Origin of the sequence: Candidatus Planktophila versatilis, from assembly GCF_002288345.1 — a bacterium.
GTDB classification, from domain to species: domain Bacteria; phylum Actinomycetota; class Actinomycetes; order Nanopelagicales; family Nanopelagicaceae; genus Planktophila; species Planktophila versatilis_A.
This window is the reverse complement of sequence record NZ_CP016781.1, coordinates 750010-767653: the sequence shown is the minus strand read 5'-3', so window position 1 is coordinate 767653 and position 17644 is coordinate 750010. Positions and strand designations below refer to the sequence as shown.

Here is a 17644-nt window from a genome sequence, read left to right as displayed (position 1 = left end):
TCTGAAATAAGATAGGCGCCATGTCGCGCACATATTTGGTTGAGACCTACGGGTGTCAGATGAATGTGCACGACTCAGAACGCATCGCTGGTCTGCTAGATGAAGCAGGACATATTCCTGTTATTCCCGGTGAACAAGCTGACATCGTGGTCTTTAATACCTGTGCGGTTCGCGAGAATGCTGATAATAAGCTCTATGGAAATCTAAGCTTCCTAGCGCCGATTAAGAAGAAGAATCCTGCGCTGCAGATTGCCGTTGGCGGATGTTTGGCGCAGAAGGATCAATCGATTATCCTTAAAAAAGCGCCATATGTGGATGTAGTTTTTGGAACGCATAATGTGGGCTCCTTGCCGCTCCTTCTTGAGCGTGCTCGCATCGAAGAAGAGTCTCAGATTGAAATACTGGAATCACTCGAGCATTTTCCTTCTACGCTACCTGCTCGCAGATTCTCGGCCTTCACTTCGTGGGTCTCAATCTCCGTTGGATGCAATAACACCTGCACCTTCTGTATCGTTCCCGCACTTCGCGGAGTAGAGAAAGATCGAGCTGCCTCAGATGTGTTGAAAGAGATGCAGATGCTCGTTGATCAGGGCGTTATTGAAATTACTCTACTTGGGCAGAATGTGAATGCCTATGGTGTCGAATTCGGTGATTGCGGCGCCTTTGCCAAACTCTTACGTGATGCTGGCAAGATCCAGGGGCTAGAACGAGTTCGTTTCATGTCCCCTCATCCTCGTGATTTCACCGATGATGTCATTGAGGCGATGGCCCAGACTGAGAATGTCATGCCACATCTGCACATGCCGTTGCAATCAGGCTCAGATTCAATCTTGCAATCTATGCGCCGGTCATATCGCACCGATAAGTATCTCGGAATTCTTGAACGGGTACGGGCAGCTATTCCGCAAGCAATGATTACAACCGACATCATTGTTGGCTTTCCGGGTGAAAGTGAAGAAGATTTTCAGGGAACCTTGGACATCACAACGCAGGCGCGATTTGCCGCGGCATATACATATAAGTATTCAATTCGTCCTGGTACACCTGCCGGAATCATGCCAGACCAAGTGCCGCAGGAGATTGTGGGAGAGAGATATACCCGCTTACATGAGCACCAACAGAAAATCTCGCTCTCAGTCAATGAAGAATCTATTGGCTCAACACATCGTGTGATGGTCTCTGAAGTTGAGGGTCGAAGAGATGAATCTCGCTCTCGTATGACTGGAAAATCGGAAGATTTCAGGCTTGTGCACTTCGATGCCGATACTGATGCCCGCCCCGGTGATTTTGTTGATATTCACATTACCGAAGCATCGGCGCACTATCTCATCGGGAGCGCAGTGTCAGTAATGCGCACACGTGGAGGAGATGCCCATGCGGCAAAGTCGGCTCCAGCTTCAACAGCGCTAGGAATTCCAAAGGTTCGTACTACGTGAAAGTAATTGTCATTTGTGGTGCCACTGCAACGGGTAAAAGTGAAATGGCACTAGATGTTGCAGAGCAGATAGGTGCCGAAATTATAAACGCCGATTCGATGCAGTTATACACGGGTATGGATATTGGTACGGCAAAACTGAGCGTTGTAGAGCGCCGTGGTATTCCTCATCACCTACTTGATGTTCTGAGTGTGAAGCAGGATTCAACTGTTGCCTGGTATCAACAGCTGGCGCGTGATCGAATCAGTGAAATTCATTCACGCAATCAACATGTGGTGATAGTTGGCGGAACCGGGCTCTATATCAAGGCCGTTCTAGATGACCTCAACTTTCCAGATACCAATCCTGAGGTGCGAGCACGACTGGAGTCTGAGTCAGAAGAGTTCGGTTCAGATTCACTTTTCACGCGTTTGCAAGAGTTAGATCCGGCAGCAGCGCTGGCTATTGATCGGGCAAATACTCGTCGGATTATTCGTGCCCTTGAAGTCATCGAAATTACTGGAAGGCCATTCACCGCAAATCTTCCGCGCGAAGATAGCTCGAGATTTCCAGATGCGCTGCAATTTGGCCTAGTCATGGAGCGCGAGCATCTTGGAGAGCGGATTGATCTTCGGGTGGAGAAAATGTGGGAGCAAGGTTTCCTCGCAGAAGTTGATGCACTAATTGCAGAAGGAATTCTTGAAGGTTCAACTGCTCAACGAGCCTTGGGATATTCAGCCCTGATTGCAATGCGCGCCGGACAGATGACGGAAGCGGAAGCTAAGGAAGAGACAAAACGCTCCACTCGCCAATATGCACGCCGACAAGAGACCTGGTTCTCACGCGATGCCCGGATTCAATGGATAGCACCTCATCAACCTCGCCTGGAAACCATCATGCAGAAGATAAACTCATAGCGTTATGTCGAAATCAATCATTGCCACATATGGACACGGAACTGAGAATGATTTTGTCATTCTCTTTGATCCAGATGATAAACACGAGCTCTCGTCTCACCAAATAGCTGCAATCTGTAACCGAGAAACTGGCATTGGAGCCGATGGATTTATTCGAATTCTAAAAAATGGCAAACAGTGGTTCATGGATTATCACAACGCCGATGGCTCACTTGCCGAGATGTGTGGCAATGGAATTCGGGTGATGGCTAAGTACCTGGTCACACACGAGCATCAGCCTGAAGGAATCTTTGCCATTGATACCCGGGCTGGAATCAAGCACCTTCGCGTTCCACGTGATGGCGATATCTCGGTCAATATGGGTCATGTGACAGATGAGATGGAAGAAATTTCAGTTACTCACAATGGGCACACCTGGACTGGATACAACATCAATGTGGGAAATCCACATGCAGTGGTATTCGTCGATGATCTCGAGCAAGTTGGCTCACTAGAAGTAGCACCGCTGGTCACACCGGCATCGGCTTATCCTGAAGGTGTCAATGTTGAATTTGTTCAGTTACTTCCAGATAAAGAAGCAAAGATGCGCGTGCATGAACGCGGTAGTGGCGAGACACGATCATGTGGAACTGGTACCTGCGCGGTGGCCTTAGCAGCATCTATGAAGACAGGTATCTCGCTGCCATCGCGTTGGACAATTTTCCCACCAGGAGGTCGCCTCGTTGTCGATATTGATAACCATTCAAATGCGACTCTGATCGGCCCGGCAGAGCTCATCAGTGAACACGACATTTCTTCCTACCTTAATTCATGACTACCTCCGAGGACGGTTACGACAAACTTTTCGAAGATCTACTGCGCGAAAGTGCGCGGGCTGCGGCTGACTTTGATTCTGATGAGACCGAGTATGAGGAAAATGAACAGCAGGAACTCTCAGATCGAAATGCACTTCGACGGGTCAAAAGCTTCTCCACAGAACTCCAAGATATTTCTGATGCCGAATACCGTCAATTACAACTTGAACGGGTAGTACTCGTTGGCGTGTGGACCGAAGGCACTGCTGAGATGGCAGATAATTCCTTAGCTGAACTCAAAGCACTTGCAGAGACTGCTGGTTCGGAAGTGATGGAAGGACTTATTCAACGTCGCGATAAACCTGATCCATCTACCTATATCGGTTCCGGAAAGTTAATTGAGCTACGACAAATTGTTATCGCCACAGGGGCCGACACCGTCGTATGCGACGGCGAACTTTCGCCTTCGCAGCTTCGCACCTTGGAAGAGAAACTTAAGGTGAAGGTTGTTGATCGAGTTGCGCTAATCCTTGATATTTTTGCCCAACATGCAAAGAGTAAAGAAGGCAAGGCGCAGGTTGAGCTAGCCCAGATTGCCTATCTTCTTCCGCGACTTCGTGGATGGGGAGATTCCCTCTCTCGACAGGTCGGCGGACGCGCAGCAGGTGGCGCCGGTATCGGCGGTAGAGGTCCTGGTGAAACCAAGATTGAGACTGATCGCAGACGTATTCGCGACAAGATGGCCAAGCTGCGACGTGAAATAGCCGAGATGAAAACTTCTCGCGACACAAAGCGACAAGAGCGCAAGCGAAACAACATCCCATCGGTTGCTATCGCTGGTTATACAAATGCTGGAAAATCTTCACTTCTTAATGCGCTTACCGGTGCGGGAGTGTTGGTAGAAAACGCACTCTTTGCAACTCTTGATCCCACGGTTCGCAAGTGCGAAACCGCGGAAGGTCGCATCTACACACTCTCAGACACCGTCGGTTTTGTTCGCCATTTGCCCCATCAGCTCATCGATGCCTTTAAATCGACACTAGAAGAAGTCTCCGGTTCTGATCTGATTGTGCATGTAGTAGATGGATCTCACACAGACCCCTTTGAACAGATTCGCGCTGTTCGTGAAGTTATTACTGAAATTGGCGGGGGACACATCCCGGAAATTATCGCTATAAACAAAGTTGATATTGCGGATCCTGCTGTTGTCCTTGAAATATTGCGAAAAGAACCCAATAGCTATGCCTTCTCCGTCCGTTCCGGATTTGGAATGGAGGGACTTATTCGTGCAATCGAAAAATCTCTTCCTCATCCAAGTGTCGAGATAACAGCGGTAATTCCATATAGCCGAGGCGATCTAGTTTCTGCCGTCCATGAACAGGGCGAAATTCTGAGTGAAGAACATCTACCTGAGGGAACATCGATTCATGCCTACGTTGATGCCGGGCTAGCGATGGCTATTGCCAAGGCGGAAGAAATTGCTGCCTCTGTTCAGGAATAAATCCGACACGCCGGGGGTTGTATCGGCTAGATAGCGGGTAATGCGCGACTATTCGCGCAGGTAGCGGACCAATCGTTCGCACATAGATGATGGAAGCGAGGTGAGATCAGTGGCAACAGATTACGACACACCCAGAAAAACCGACGAGGAGCTTCACGAGGAATCGTTAGAAGAACTCAAAGCAAAGCGAGTAGATGCACAATCCGGACAGATTGATGTTGATGAAGCAGAAGCTGCAGAGACTCTTGAACTTCCTGGAGCAGACCTCTCAGGTGAAAAACTCGCCGTGCGAGTGGTGCCAGTACAGACAGATGAATTCACATGTTCTAAATGTTTCCTTATTCATCACATTACTCAATTAGCAAAAGGTGAAGGCGCGAAAGCTATTTGTAAAGAGTGCTCTTAAGCTCTTTCCCTTTTTTGCAACTAACAAGCCAATAAGGTGTGGGATCACGCGGATCGTTGAGCGTAATCTTCACACCTGTTGACATCCAGAACTTAATCGCCAAGAAGGCGGCAGGATCAGCATCGCGTGTGCGCAGCAGTCTCATAGCGTTCTTATCTAGAATTTCAACGCCTGCTAGATATTTGACTCCTATATGAGCTTTCCCGATTACCAACTCATCCTGGGTAACTCTGACTTCACTCTTTGCCGTCACGGCTATGGCAAGAAGTGCAATGGTCAGAGCGATTAAGGTGATCAGCGCGCTGAAATTGCCCAGCGCGGCCCAGACTGCGATAACTAAAGATAGAAACATGAAGTAGATGAAGGCTAAGAGCCAAAGTGGGGGACGTATCACTTCTTTGAAGAGCATGAGCCCTAGGCTATCTCTTACTTCATCAAGTAACCTTGCGCCATGAGTCGCGTTGCATCCACTACGCCGCCTGAGGGCTCGGTGATTCCAGAGCGTCATCCGCTCTCACCTTCAACAGGTGCCCAGATTCCTTCGCACTTTGCACATTGCTTCGGCTGCGGTGAACTTCATCCCACCGGACTACATCTTGTTGCTCATGTCGGTAAAGGTGCAGATATCACTGCCGAATTCACTGTCTCGGAAAATCATCAAGGGGCTCCGGGCCTGGCACATGGCGGACTCTTATCACTTGCCTTCGATGAAGCGCTAGGAAAATTGATGTGGCTCCTTCGCGCCCCGGCCGTTACTGCTCGCCTGGAAACAGATTTTCTAAAGCCTGTGCCGATTGGAACCGTTCTGCATATTTCTGCTCGGATTACGGGCCAAGTAAATAGAAAAGTGTATTCCGAGGCGGTAGGCCGACTAGGGGGAAGTGATGGCGAGATCGCAGTACGTGCAGCCGCACTCTTTGTCATCGTTCCGATGAAACATTTCTTAGAGAGTGCACCGGCAGAATATTTGGCAGCACTTCGCAAAAACCCACAACTCTTCGCCTTTGTAGATCCTGAGTTTGATATCAATCCATGAGTAATTTCCAAGTGCTGATTAAAAGGCTAGATCCTGATCTGCCTCTTCCAAATTACTCTAAAGGTGGAGATGCGGGAGCCGATATCGTCTCCCGGATTGACATCACCTTGCAGCCGGGGGAGCGAGCATTGGTGCCTACCGGAATTTCCATCGCACTTCCTGATGGTTATGTTGCACTGGTCCACCCACGCTCTGGCTTAGCAATTAAACATGGAGTCACGATGGTCAATGCGCCGGGCACCGTCGACGCTGGATTTCGCGGAGAACTTCAATGCATCCTGATTAATCATGACCCTCAAGAAAGTGTTAGTTTTAAGCGAGGCGATCGCATTGCGCAATTGGTCTTTCAAAAAGTAGAACATGCTGAATTCATTGAAGTTGATGTATTGCCAGGCTCAGGTCGCGGTAAAGATGGATTTGGATCAACTGGATCATGATGAGTAGCGATAATCAAATGAACTCAGCTGAAGATAGAGATAAGGTCATTTCCGCCTTTGGTGGCAAGAAGGGACTAATTGATTCAGGTATTCCGGCAGTAATATTCTTGGTTATTTTCAATGTCACCAAGGATTTGCAGAGCGCACTCATAGCTTCAATTGCCATCTCGGCGCTTCTGACGGTTATTCGTTTAGCCAGGCGAGATACTCTTCAGCACGCTTTAAGCGGCTTCATCGGAGTTCTCATCTGCGCCTGGTTTGCAAATAGAACTGGCAATGCAAGTGATCTCTATGTTCCTAAGTTGTTGACCAATCTTGGATATGGAAGCGTGTATCTGATTGCAAACCTCGTTGGTTGGCCGGTTCTAGGCCTGATGCTCGGGCCAATTTTGGGCGAAAACCTCTCATGGCGTAATCATCCAGAACGTAAGCGAGCTTATGTGCAGGCGAGCTGGCTCTGGGTAGCGATGTTCTTTACGCGAATTGCAGTGCAGTATCCAATTTATAGAAGCGGTAATGTCAATTTGCTAGGAACTGTAAATCTAGCGATGGGATATCCGTTCTTTATCGCTACCGCATATGGTTCTTGGCTCATTATTCGCCGCGTTCCCACAGTAAAGCCTTAAGAACGAGCGATAAAACAATCTCTGATTTTATCTTCAGCTTGAGCTGAAGCAACAAAAAGCAATTCATCGCCAGCGATAAAGAGATCACTTGGCGTAGGCGAGATTACTCGTCCATCTCGCACAATGGCAGCGAGTGATGCGTCTTCCGGAAGCTCTACTTCTTCAATTGTTTTTCCAATACAGATAGAAGTATCTGGCAGGGTAATTTCAACTAGGTTTGCCTGACCCTTTCTAAATGAGAACAGACGAACAACATCGCCAACGCTGACGGCCTCTTCAACAAGTGCGGAAATAATTCGCGGGGTAGATACCGCAACATCAACGCCCCAAGACTGATCAAAGAGCCATTCATTCTTTGGGTGATTGATTCGAGCGACAACTCGGGGAACGCCGTATTCAGTCTTGCCAAGAAGTGATGCGACAAGATTGACTTTGTCATCGCCGGTAGCGGCAACTAATACCTGACAGTTATTCAATTGAGCATTATCAAGTGATGCAATCTCACAAGCATCTGCCATCAACCACTCAGCGTCAGGCACGGAATCAATCTTTAACGCTTTCGGATCGCGGTCTATCAGAAGAACCTGGTGGCCATTATCAAGAAGTTCGCGAGCAATTGCTCGTCCCACATTTCCGGCACCTGCAATAGCAATTCTCATTTCTTAGGCACCTGGGCCTTTCGATAACACTGCTTCAGCAATAGCCAATTGTGCATCGAGAATAGTCATGTGGACTAAGTCTCCATCTTGTAAGACCGTGTGCTCATCGGGGATGAGTGCTTCACCTAAACGGGTCAGGAAAGCCACGCGTGACTCGGTTGCTGTTTCAAGTTCAGAGATCGGACGACCGTACCAATTTAGATGTGGGTGCACCTCAAGTAATTGAACAGTGCCTGTGGCATCGCGCCATTCTGAACGAGCACCACCTGGCAAAATTCGACGAAGGATTTGATCACTTGCCCAAATAACAGTTGCAACTGTTGGAATACCTAAGCGCTGATAAATTTCAGCTCGCCCTGGGTCATAAATGCGAGCAACAACATTAGTTACTCCATAATTCTCGCGGGCAACGCGTGCAGCTAAAATATTTGAGTTATCACCATTACTGACTGCAGCAAATGCATCAGCGCCATCAATTCCCGCTTCCAGCAAAGTGTCGCGATCAAAGCCAACACCAACAATTGTGCGCCCCTTGAAATCAGCACCGAGACGACGGAAGGCGTCTTTTGATTGATCAATGATAGCTACTGAGTGTCCAGCTGCTTCCAGAGCGGTCGCCAAAGATGAACCGACTCGTCCGCAACCCATGATGACTACGTGCACAGGACTAACTTACTACTCTTGCGCATATTTATCTCGACTACGCTAAGGCCTATGTCATCACCCAAGAAAGCGTCCATCGAGGTGGGGGCGCGAATCAGGGTCGAGATTGAAAAAGTCGCCCATGGCGGCCACTTCATCGCACGCCATGAGGGCGCCGTGATCTTTGTTCGACATGCAATTCCGGGTGAATCCGTTGAGATTGAAGTAACGAGCGTGGGTGCAAGTTTTAACCGAGCAGACGTGGTTGAAGTAATTACACCTTCGGCTGACCGCGTAACATCACCGTGTAGATATGCACACAGGCTTGGCTGCGGTGGCTGCGATTTCCAACATATAACACCAGCGCGCCAGCGTGAACTCAAGAGCGAAGTAATCTCGGAACAGTTTTCTAGAATTGCAAAAATGGAAATTGCAGTTGAGGTAGAAGAGGTAAGTGCACCCCTTGGATGGCGAACTCGATGTTCGGCGCACTCAACCAAGAGCGGCGCCCTAGGTTTCTATCAAGCACGTAGCCATAAAGTAACCCCAGTCGATGACTGCCGGATTCTCGTTCCGGAGATGAAATTTGCAGAGCTTGCCCAACGTGGAGTCAAAGGTGATCAACGGCTAGAGATCTCCATTTCCAACACTGGCGAACGCACAATCGCCACCGCAAACTCTCGTGATGAATCACCGATGCGACTCTCTGATGGTCCCGAAATTGCCCACTATCAGGTGGGAGAGAAAGTCTTTAATGTAAGTCAGAAATCTTTTTGGCAAAGTCATAAAGATGCCCCCCGTGTACTAAGTGATGTGGTTGTTGAACTCGGAAAATTCCAAGCCGGTGATCACGTGCTAGATCTCTATGGAGGAGTCGGGCTATTTGCAGCAGCTATTTTGCCAATCATTGGAGAAGCAGGCGCTGTTGATATCGTCGAGGGAAGTAAAGCTGCCACTGCCGATGCCAGTAGTAATTTCGCAGACAACAGCAACGTCACCGTGATTACCGCCGATGTAGCAAAAGCCATCACTCGATTTACACAGGCAGATGTCATTGTTCTCGATCCACCGCGGGAGGGAGCCGGAAAAGAGGTACTGCAAAATTGTGCACGGATTGCACCGCGGGTGATCATCTATGTGGCGTGCGACCCAGCGGCGCTGGCCCGGGACACCGGATATTTGCGTGAGTTCGGATACACGCTAGAAAAAATACGCGCCTTCGACCTCTTTCCTATGACACATCACATCGAATGTGTTGCCAGATTTGTTGCCGATAAGGTATCTTGATATCAAGATAAATTCATTGAAGGAAGTTGCGTGATGAGTAAGAATTCATTGGGAACCAAGAAAAATCTCACTGTCGGCGGTAAAGATTTTGAAATCTTTGATATTTCAACGGTTGAAGGCGCCGCGAGTTTACCTTTCTCGCTCAAGATACTTTTAGAGAATTTACTACGCACTGAAGATGGTGCAAATATCACCATTGATCACATCAAGGCGCTGGCAAAGTGGGACCCATCAGTCGAGCCAGATACGGAAATTCAATTTACCCCAGCACGAGTTGTGATGCAGGACTTCACGGGCGTTCCTTGTGTAGTCGACCTTGCCACTATGCGCGAGGCGATTGTCGATCTTGGTGGAGACCCAAGCAAGGTAAACCCACTCGCTCCGGCTGAATTGGTGATCGATCACTCTGTAATTGCAGATGTCTTTGGAACAAAAGATTCTTTTGAGAAGAACACAGATATTGAATACGAACGCAATCGTGAGCGCTACCGATTCTTGCGTTGGGGCCAGGGCGCTTTTGATGAATTTAAGGTAGTTCCACCAGGAACAGGAATTGTGCACCAAGTAAATATCGAGTACCTAGCTCGCGTTGTCATGACCCGGACTATCAATGGCGTGCTCCGTGCATATCCAGACACCGTTGTTGGTACCGATTCACACACCACAATGGTCAATGGACTTGGAGTTCTCGGTTGGGGCGTTGGCGGCATCGAAGCAGAGGCAGCGCTTCTTGGTCAGCCAGTTTCAATGTTGATTCCACGCGTTGTCGGTTTCAAACTATCAGGCCAGCTTCCTGTGGGCACAACTGCTACAGATATGGCGTTAACCATTACTGAGATGCTTCGCAAACATGGAGTAGTTGGAAAATTTGTTGAGTTCTACGGACCTGGCGTGGTCTCTGTCCCGATGGCCAACCGCACCACAATTGGAAATATGTCGCCCGAGTACGGATCAACATGTGCGATTTTCCCTATCGATGAAGAGACCCTTCGCTACTTGCGACTTACCGGACGTAGCGATGAGCAAGTGGCTCTCGTGGAACAGTATGCAAAGGCACAGGGCATGTGGCATGACCCATCGGTCTCTCCGCGCTTTTCAGAAAATATTGAACTAGATCTTGCAACTGTTGTTTCATCAATTGCTGGACCAAAGCGCCCGCAAGATCGCATCTCACTTACCGACTCAAAGAGTGCATTTTCTAAGATTCTTCCAACCTATTTCACTGACAAGACTGGAAAAGAAGCGTATCCAGTGCATGTGGGAGCTAACGACACAACAATTAAAAACGGAGATGTGGTTATTGCATCGATTACATCGTGCACAAATACATCTAATCCTTCGGTCATGATTGGCGCGGCTCTTCTTGCCAAGAAAGCAGTAGAGAAGGGGCTGACATCTAAGCAATGGGTGAAAACCACCTTGGCTCCTGGTTCAAAAGTAGTGACTGATTACTACGATCGCTCTGGACTTACCAAATACATGGAAGCACTTGGATTTAACCTTGTGGGCTACGGATGCGTGACCTGTATTGGAAACTCCGGACCGCTGCCTATTGAAATTAGCAAGGCGGTCAATGAGAACGATCTTGCAGTCTCTGCGGTGCTTTCCGGAAATAGAAACTTTGAAGGGCGCATTAGCCCAGATGTGAAGATGAATTACCTAGCCTCACCACCTTTGGTAGTTGCCTACGCACTAGCTGGAACCATGAACCATGATTTTGAGAAAGATTCCTTAGGTATGGATAAAGAGGGGAAGCCAGTTCTTCTTAAAGATATCTGGCCAACTGAAGCAGAGATTCAATCAGTCATTGACTCTTCAATTTCCTCTGAGATGTTTACCAAGGATTATGCATCTGTCTTTGAAGGCGATCATCGTTGGAAGTCACTTGATACTCCAACTGGAAAGACATTTGATTGGGATCCGAAATCAACTTACGTCCGTAAGCCGCCATATTTCGATGGCATGCCAGCGCAGCCAAAACCGGTAACAGATATAGCAGGAGCACGAGTCCTAGCAATTCTGGGCGACTCTGTGACAACTGATCACATTTCACCTGCTGGAAATATCAAGGCTGATTCACCTGCCGGTAAGTATTTGGAAGACAATGGTGTGGAGCGTAAAGATTTCAACTCTTACGGCTCCAGACGTGGAAATCACGAAGTAATGATTCGTGGAACCTTTGCCAATATCCGTCTAAAGAACACACTTCTAGATGGAGTCGAAGGTGGATTTACTCGCAACTTCTTAGCAGATGGGGCGCAATCAACTATTTATGATGCATCTGTTGCCTATCAAGCAGCTGGAGTTCCTCTAGTAATTCTTGCTGGCAAAGAGTATGGATCAGGTTCTTCCCGTGATTGGGCTGCAAAGGGAACAGCGCTGCTTGGTGTACGAGCTGTGATTGCGGAAAGCTTCGAAAGAATTCACCGCTCTAACTTAATTGGCATGGGAGTTCTTCCGCTTCAATTTATTAACGGACAGAGCGCGCTATCACTTGGTATCAAAGGTGATGAGGTCTTTGCCGTCACAGGAGTGGTAGCACTTAACAACGGCCAGGTTCCAAAGGAAGTCACCGTCACAGCGGGGGATATCACCTTCACGGCAAAGGTGAGAATCGATACACCTGGTGAGGCAGATTATTATCGCCACGGCGGCATCATGCAGTATGTGCTGCGCCAACTGCGCGGCTAATCTAGACTGGGCCGATGCTTGAAACGATAAAGAGCCCGGCCGATCTTCAAGGGCTCTCCTATGAGCAGCTGAATGAACTCAGCGCCGAGATTCGCCAATTTCTTATCACCAAAGTTTCAAAGACTGGTGGCCACCTTGGACCCAATCTTGGCGTTGTTGAACTCACGATTGCAATCCACCGGATATTTGATTCTCCAAAAGATGTAGTTCTATTTGATACCGGTCATCAATCATATGTTCACAAAATTCTTACCGGGCGCGCTGATCAATTCGATGGCCTGCGCCAACGTGGCGGAATAGCCGGATATCCCAGCCGCGCCGAGAGTGAACACGATGTGATTGAAAATTCACATGCCTCTACCGCACTCTCATGGGGCGATGGAATTTCTCGTGGATTTGCCATCACCAATCAAATCGATCGTAGCGTGGTAGTAGTTGTAGGTGACGGTGCACTTACTGGCGGAATGTCATGGGAAGCCCTTAATAACATTGCAGCGTCAAATGATCGAAATCTTGTCGTTATTGTCAATGACAACGAACGTTCTTACTCACCAACTATTGGCGGCCTAGCCACATATCTGGCAACTCTTCGGGTGACTCGTGGCTATGAGAAGTTCCTTGATTGGGGCAAAGAGGTACTAACAAAGACCCCGGTTGTTGGAAATCCAATTTATGAAACTCTTCACGGAATGAAGAAGGGGATCAAAGACATCATTGCGCCACAAGGAATGTTTGAAGATCTTGGTCTTAAATATGTTGGCCCTATTGACGGACATGATTTAGTTGCGATGGAGCGGGCACTGACCCAGGCAAAAGAATTTGGTCAACCAGTATTAGTTCATGTGATTACTGAAAAAGGTAAGGGTCATCAACCTGCAATTGAAGATCAGGCTGAGAAGTTCCACGCCGTGGGCGTTGTTGATCCCGAGACCGGAACTCCGCTTGGCAAGTCAACAACCAGCTGGACCAATGTTTTTTCTGAGGAAATGCTCGCAATCGGTGAAGAGCGCGAAGATATTGTTGCCCTCACAGCGGCAATGCTTGGGCCTACTGGCCTAGATAAGTTCCAAGAGAAGTTTCCGATGCGCACTATCGATGTGGGAATAGCTGAGCAACATGCTGTCACGAGTGCTGCGGGGCTGGCATTTACTGGTCTTCACCCTGTCATTGCTGTGTATTCAACATTTCTCAATCGCGCCTTTGATCAACTCTTACTCGATGTTGCACTCCATAAGGCCGGTGTCACTTTTGTACTCGATCGTTCTGGAGTTACCGGCGATGATGGACCTTCTCATCACGGAATCTGGGATCTAGCACTCACCGGAATAATTCCAACAATGCGGGTAGCCGCCCCGCGTGATGCCGCGCGACTACGTGAAACTTTGCGCGAAGCACTCGAAGTCAGTGATGCACCTACTGCAATTCGTTTTCCGAAAGGTGCAGTCACCAGAGATATTCCGGCCTTCGAACGTCGCGATGGTGTGGATGTGCTCTACCGAGGAGAAAGCGCTGACGTGCTTCTTGTCAGTATCGGTGCCATGGCAGCAATTGCAGTTGAAGCCGCCTCACAGGCATACCGTGAAGGTGTGGGTGTGACAGTGATTGATCCGCGCTGGGTGAAGCCAATCCCAGAGTCACTCATTACTATGGCACGTCGCTATAAGAGCGTTGTTGTTCTAGAAGATGGCATCAAGCGCGCCGGAATTGCAAGTTCAATCTCGGAAGAATTTCGCGAGGCAGGCCTGAACGTTGCTATTCACAGCATTGGCATTCCGCTTGAGTTTATTGAGCACTCAAAGCGATCAGAGATACTTGATGACCTTGGAATTAACGCCCAGCGGATTTCACGCGACATCGTCGCATGGAACTCTACTGTGGAAGAGATGCAATTCCCGGAGCATGAAAACGTTGACCGCACACAGAATCGCTAATTCCCTCGCGATCTAAGTACGGCAAAATTCCACCTAAGTGCATCGGCCAACCGGCTCCCATCAACATGCAGAGATCAATCTCTGCCGGGCTAGAAACCACACCTTCATCAAGCATCATCCGCGCTTCTTCCGCTAACGCTTTGAGTGCACGAAGTCGTACTTGTTCAGCTGTTGATGGCGCATCACCTTTGTGAACCAGGGCAAGAGCAGCCGGGTTGGCGCTAAATGTGCCATCGTCATTTTTGAGATAGAAAGTCTTTACGCCTTCTTTGACCATCGCCTGCATTGTGGGGGAGATGCGATATCGCGGTCCTAGATTTGCATGCAGGGTTTCGGCAACGTGCACAGCAACTCCCGGACCAACAAGACCTAACAATTCAAAGGGTGACATAGGAAAGCCGATGCTGCGCATCGCGTTATCAGCTACCTGCGGATCAGTTCCCTCATCAACTGCGTCGGTGATTTCTCCCATGAAGCGTGTGAGTAGACGGTTAACGACAAAGCCCGGAGCATCTTTGCAAATAATCATCGTCTTTTTCAACTCTTTGCCAATACTGACGGCAGTTGCAGTAGTTGCATCATCGGTATGGGTTGTGCGAGCGATTTCAAGAAGAGGCATCACCGCAACTGGATTAAAGAAGTGGAAACCAACTACTCGCTCTGGATGTTCTAACCCTTCGCTCATGGCTTGAACTGATAGCGATGAGGTATTTGTGGCCAGCACACATTCTGGTCCAACAATCTTCTCCAATTTTTTGAAGAGTTCTTGCTTAAGTCTTAGCTCTTCAAAAATTGCTTCGATGACAAAGTCAGAACCAGCAAAGACGCTTTGGTCTGCAGAACCGCTAATCAGCAAGGCAAGACGCGCGGCAGATTCTGCGCTCATGCGCTTCTTCTCGACCAACTTAGTTAATTCAGCCTTTACCCACGCCACACCTTTATCAGCGCGCGCTTGGTCAATATCGGTCATGACAACGGGACATTTAAGGTTGCGAAGAAGAAGCAGCGCTAGTTGGGAAGCCATCAGGCCAGCACCGACAACTCCTACTCGAGCAACCTTTCGTGCTAGCGCTGGTTTTGGTGCTCCTTCCACCTTCTTGCGCTTCTTTTGAATGACATTAAAGGCATAGAGAGAGGCACGTAATGGATCTGACATCGTCAGATCTGCCAGCGCTTGATCTTCGGCATCAAAACCAGCACCACGAGAATTGGTTTTGGCAGCTTTGATGAGCTCTAGCGCCTTTGTAGGTGATGCCATTTCTGCTCCACCATATTTCTTTAACGCAGTTGCGCGACCAGCAGAGAGTGCAGCATCCCAAGCTGGGTCTGCTGAATAATCTTTTCGCTCAATATTTTGCGCTCCATTTAATACGCGAGCTGCGAAGGAGACCGATTTTTCTAAGAAATCTGCCGGTTCATAGACGGCATCAACAACACCGAGTGCCAGCGCATCTTTTGCTTTCATCATGGTGTTGTTATTGAGTGAATTACCAATAATTACCTGCACCGCACGTTCTGGTCCAATGAGCTTAGGGAGAATGGTCGCACCGCCCCACCCTGGAACGAGTCCGAGGAATACTTCTGGTAGCGCGGTAAATGCGGTGGTGGCAAGCGTGCGGTAATTACAGTGCAGCGCTATTTCTAGTCCGCCACCGAGGGCTAGTCCATTAACAAAAGCGAAGGTGGGAATACCGATTTCATCCAAACGCCGAAAAACATCGTGGCCCAGCTTGCCAATGGCCACTGCTTGCTCGCGGGTATTAAGAAATGCCAGGCCTGAAAGGTCAGCGCCAGCGGCAAAGATAAATGGCTTTCCAATGATTGCAATCGCAGCAGGTGTACGAGCGGCGGCATCAGTGATTGCAGCATCTAAGGCCAACAGTGATTGTGGTCCGAGGGTGTTGGGGCGAGTGTGATCGAGTCCGTTATCAAGTGTGATTAAGGCAAGTGCACCCTTAAAGCCAAATGGTGTGAGATCCACATCGCGCACTAGTGATTGGGTAATGACTTCTTCCGGCGCACCTTCCGGAAGGGTAATTGCGGTAGCCATTACTTAGTCCCTCCTGTGTAATGTGGATTTTCCCAAATAACAGTTCCACCCATTCCTAATCCGATACACATCGTTGTAATGCCGTAACGGACATCTGTTTTCTCTTCAAATGTGCGAGCTAAATTAAGCATCAAGCGCACACCTGATGAGGCAAGTGGATGGCCAACAGCGATGGCGCCCCCGTAAGGATTCACACGCGGATCATCATCTGCAATTCCAAAGTGATCTAGAAATGCCAGTACTTGCACGGCAAATGCTTCATTGACTTCAAAGGCTCCAATATCTTCAATCTTAAGTCCAGCTTTATTAAGTGCTTTGATCGTTGCTGGAACCGGTCCATATCCCATCACTTCTGGCTCAACGCCGGCGAAGGCGAAAGTGACTAGCCGGGCCTTAATGGAAAGTCCAAGTTCTTTTGCTTTAGCTTCACTTGCGAGCAACGCTGCAGTGGCGCCATCGTTGAGACCAGATGAGTTTCCGGCAGTGACCCGACCTGCTGGGCGGAAAGGAGTTTTCAGTCCAGCTAGACCTTCAATAGTTGTTGTGGGGCGAGGTGATTCATCAACAGTTGCGATACCCCAACCAGTCTCAGGATGACGGGCTGCCGTTGGTATGAGATCCCGCTGAATCTTTCCATCTGCATATGCCTTCGCTGTTTTCATCTGAGAATTAAAGGCATAGGTATCTGCCCGCTCTTTTGTTAAATGTGGGAAGCGATCATGCAAGCGTTCTGCCGTTGCTCCCATGGCAAGTGCATCTTGTTCCACCAGCTTCTCAGCTAGGTAACGCGGATTAGGATCCATGAGTTCACCCATTGGATGATTTCCCATATGTTCAACACCGCCAGCGATTGCAATATCTATTGCGCCCATCGCAATAGCGCCGGCAATGGTGGTTGTTGCAGTCAGTGCACCGGCGCACCAGCGGTCGATCGAGTAGCCAGGAACAGTTTTCGGAAGGCCAGCAAGGAGGGAGGCGCTGCGACCAATATTCATTCCTTGATCACCAGTCTGGGTTGCCGCCGCGATGGCAACATCGTCAATGAGTTCGGGGGAGAGTTGGGGATTGCGCTCGAGTAGCCCGCGCATCGCTCGCACCATTAAGTCATCTGCGCGAGTTCCTGAATACATGCTGCCCGCTTTTCCAAATGGAGTGCGCACTGCATCAACGAGGACAACGCTATGGAGCTGGGATGTCATAGAACTTCCTTTACCTGGTGAGTATGAAGCTAGGTTACTCGCCAGTAGAAAAA

The 17644-nt window shown here is 48.9% G+C and carries 16 protein-coding genes; 11 read left to right on the top strand and 5 right to left on the bottom strand.

All coding sequences use genetic code 11. The features are described from left to right. Positions 1–20: 20 nt before the first annotated feature. The 5 genes from miaB (at position 21) to A1sIIB142_RS03870 (ending at position 5033) form a co-directional block, all read left to right on the top strand. Complete coding sequence (gene miaB, locus A1sIIB142_RS03890; RefSeq protein WP_095693757.1) at positions 21–1436, top strand: tRNA (N6-isopentenyl adenosine(37)-C2)-methylthiotransferase MiaB; 1416 nt, start codon at positions 21–23, stop codon at positions 1434–1436. After that, positions 1433–2332 carry a tRNA (adenosine(37)-N6)-dimethylallyltransferase MiaA gene (miaA, locus tag A1sIIB142_RS03885; RefSeq protein WP_095693756.1) on the top strand — a complete coding sequence of 300 codons (900 nt, stop codon included), beginning with the start codon at positions 1433–1435 and terminating at the stop codon, positions 2330–2332. The genes miaB and miaA overlap by 4 nt, the downstream gene beginning before the upstream one ends. 4 nt (positions 2333–2336) lie before the next feature. Then, a complete protein-coding gene (dapF, locus tag A1sIIB142_RS03880; protein WP_095693755.1) occupies positions 2337–3146 on the top strand; it encodes a diaminopimelate epimerase in 810 nt (269 codons plus the stop codon). Beyond that, complete coding sequence (hflX, locus tag A1sIIB142_RS03875) at positions 3143–4627, top strand: GTPase HflX (protein ID WP_095693754.1); 1485 nt, start codon at positions 3143–3145, stop codon at positions 4625–4627. The genes dapF and hflX overlap by 4 nt, the downstream gene beginning before the upstream one ends. Before the next feature lie 109 nt (positions 4628–4736). Further along, positions 4737–5033, top strand: a complete 297-nt coding sequence (locus A1sIIB142_RS03870) for a DUF4193 domain-containing protein (RefSeq protein WP_095674940.1) — start codon at positions 4737–4739, stop codon at positions 5031–5033. Here the strand turns inward: A1sIIB142_RS03870 and A1sIIB142_RS03865 are convergent. Continuing rightward, positions 5011–5442: a DUF3093 domain-containing protein gene (locus tag A1sIIB142_RS03865; RefSeq protein ID WP_095693753.1), complete on the bottom strand. Its 432-nt coding sequence runs from the start codon at positions 5440–5442 to the stop codon at positions 5011–5013. The two genes, A1sIIB142_RS03870 and A1sIIB142_RS03865, sit on opposite strands and share 23 nt — an antisense overlap. A gap of 42 nt (positions 5443–5484) precedes the next feature. Here A1sIIB142_RS03865 and A1sIIB142_RS03860 point away from each other — a divergent pair, with 42 nt between their 5' ends. Genes A1sIIB142_RS03860 through A1sIIB142_RS03850 form a run of 3 tightly spaced genes read left to right on the top strand, consistent with a single transcriptional unit; the run spans position 5485 to position 7132 of the window. Next, entirely contained in the window at positions 5485–6069 is a 585-nt protein-coding gene (locus A1sIIB142_RS03860) for a PaaI family thioesterase (protein ID WP_095693752.1), read from the top strand. After that, a complete protein-coding gene (dut, locus tag A1sIIB142_RS03855) occupies positions 6066–6506 on the top strand; it encodes a dUTP diphosphatase (RefSeq protein ID WP_095693751.1) in 441 nt (146 codons plus the stop codon). The genes A1sIIB142_RS03860 and dut overlap by 4 nt, the downstream gene beginning before the upstream one ends. Next, positions 6506–7132, top strand: coding sequence for a DUF3159 domain-containing protein (locus A1sIIB142_RS03850; protein WP_223299165.1), 627 nt, complete (start codon positions 6506–6508; stop codon positions 7130–7132). Before dut ends, A1sIIB142_RS03850 begins: the two co-directional genes overlap by 1 nt. On the opposite strand, the gene A1sIIB142_RS03845 is transcribed toward A1sIIB142_RS03850, so the two are convergent. After that, a complete protein-coding gene (locus A1sIIB142_RS03845) occupies positions 7129–7791 on the bottom strand; it encodes a potassium channel family protein (protein ID WP_095693750.1) in 663 nt (220 codons plus the stop codon). The genes A1sIIB142_RS03850 and A1sIIB142_RS03845 overlap by 4 nt on opposite strands. A gap of 3 nt (positions 7792–7794) precedes the next feature. Then, a complete protein-coding gene (locus tag A1sIIB142_RS03840; RefSeq protein WP_095693749.1) occupies positions 7795–8454 on the bottom strand; it encodes a potassium channel family protein in 660 nt (219 codons plus the stop codon). 51 nt (positions 8455–8505) lie between these two features. On the opposite strand from A1sIIB142_RS03840, the gene A1sIIB142_RS03835 reads away from it, so the two are divergent. From A1sIIB142_RS03835 to dxs, 3 genes are read left to right on the top strand one after another with little or no spacing between them, the layout of a single operon-like run. After that, positions 8506–9720 carry a class I SAM-dependent RNA methyltransferase gene (locus A1sIIB142_RS03835; RefSeq protein ID WP_095693748.1) on the top strand — a complete coding sequence of 405 codons (1215 nt, stop codon included), beginning with the start codon at positions 8506–8508 and terminating at the stop codon, positions 9718–9720. A gap of 33 nt (positions 9721–9753) precedes the next feature. Further along, positions 9754–12411 (top strand): aconitate hydratase AcnA, encoded by a 2658-nt coding sequence (gene acnA, locus A1sIIB142_RS03830; RefSeq protein ID WP_095693747.1) that lies wholly within the window; start codon positions 9754–9756, stop codon positions 12409–12411. Positions 12412–12425: 14 nt separating this feature from the next. Further along, positions 12426–14342 (top strand): 1-deoxy-D-xylulose-5-phosphate synthase, encoded by a 1917-nt coding sequence (gene dxs / locus A1sIIB142_RS03825; protein WP_095693746.1) that lies wholly within the window; start codon positions 12426–12428, stop codon positions 14340–14342. Here the strand turns inward: dxs and A1sIIB142_RS03820 are convergent. Continuing rightward, a complete protein-coding gene (locus tag A1sIIB142_RS03820; protein ID WP_095693745.1) occupies positions 14281–16392 on the bottom strand; it encodes a 3-hydroxyacyl-CoA dehydrogenase NAD-binding domain-containing protein in 2112 nt (703 codons plus the stop codon). The two genes, dxs and A1sIIB142_RS03820, sit on opposite strands and share 62 nt — an antisense overlap. After that, a complete protein-coding gene (locus tag A1sIIB142_RS03815) occupies positions 16392–17591 on the bottom strand; it encodes a thiolase family protein (RefSeq protein ID WP_095674930.1) in 1200 nt (399 codons plus the stop codon). Before A1sIIB142_RS03815 ends, A1sIIB142_RS03820 begins: the two co-directional genes overlap by 1 nt. Positions 17592–17644: the final 53 nt, after the last annotated feature.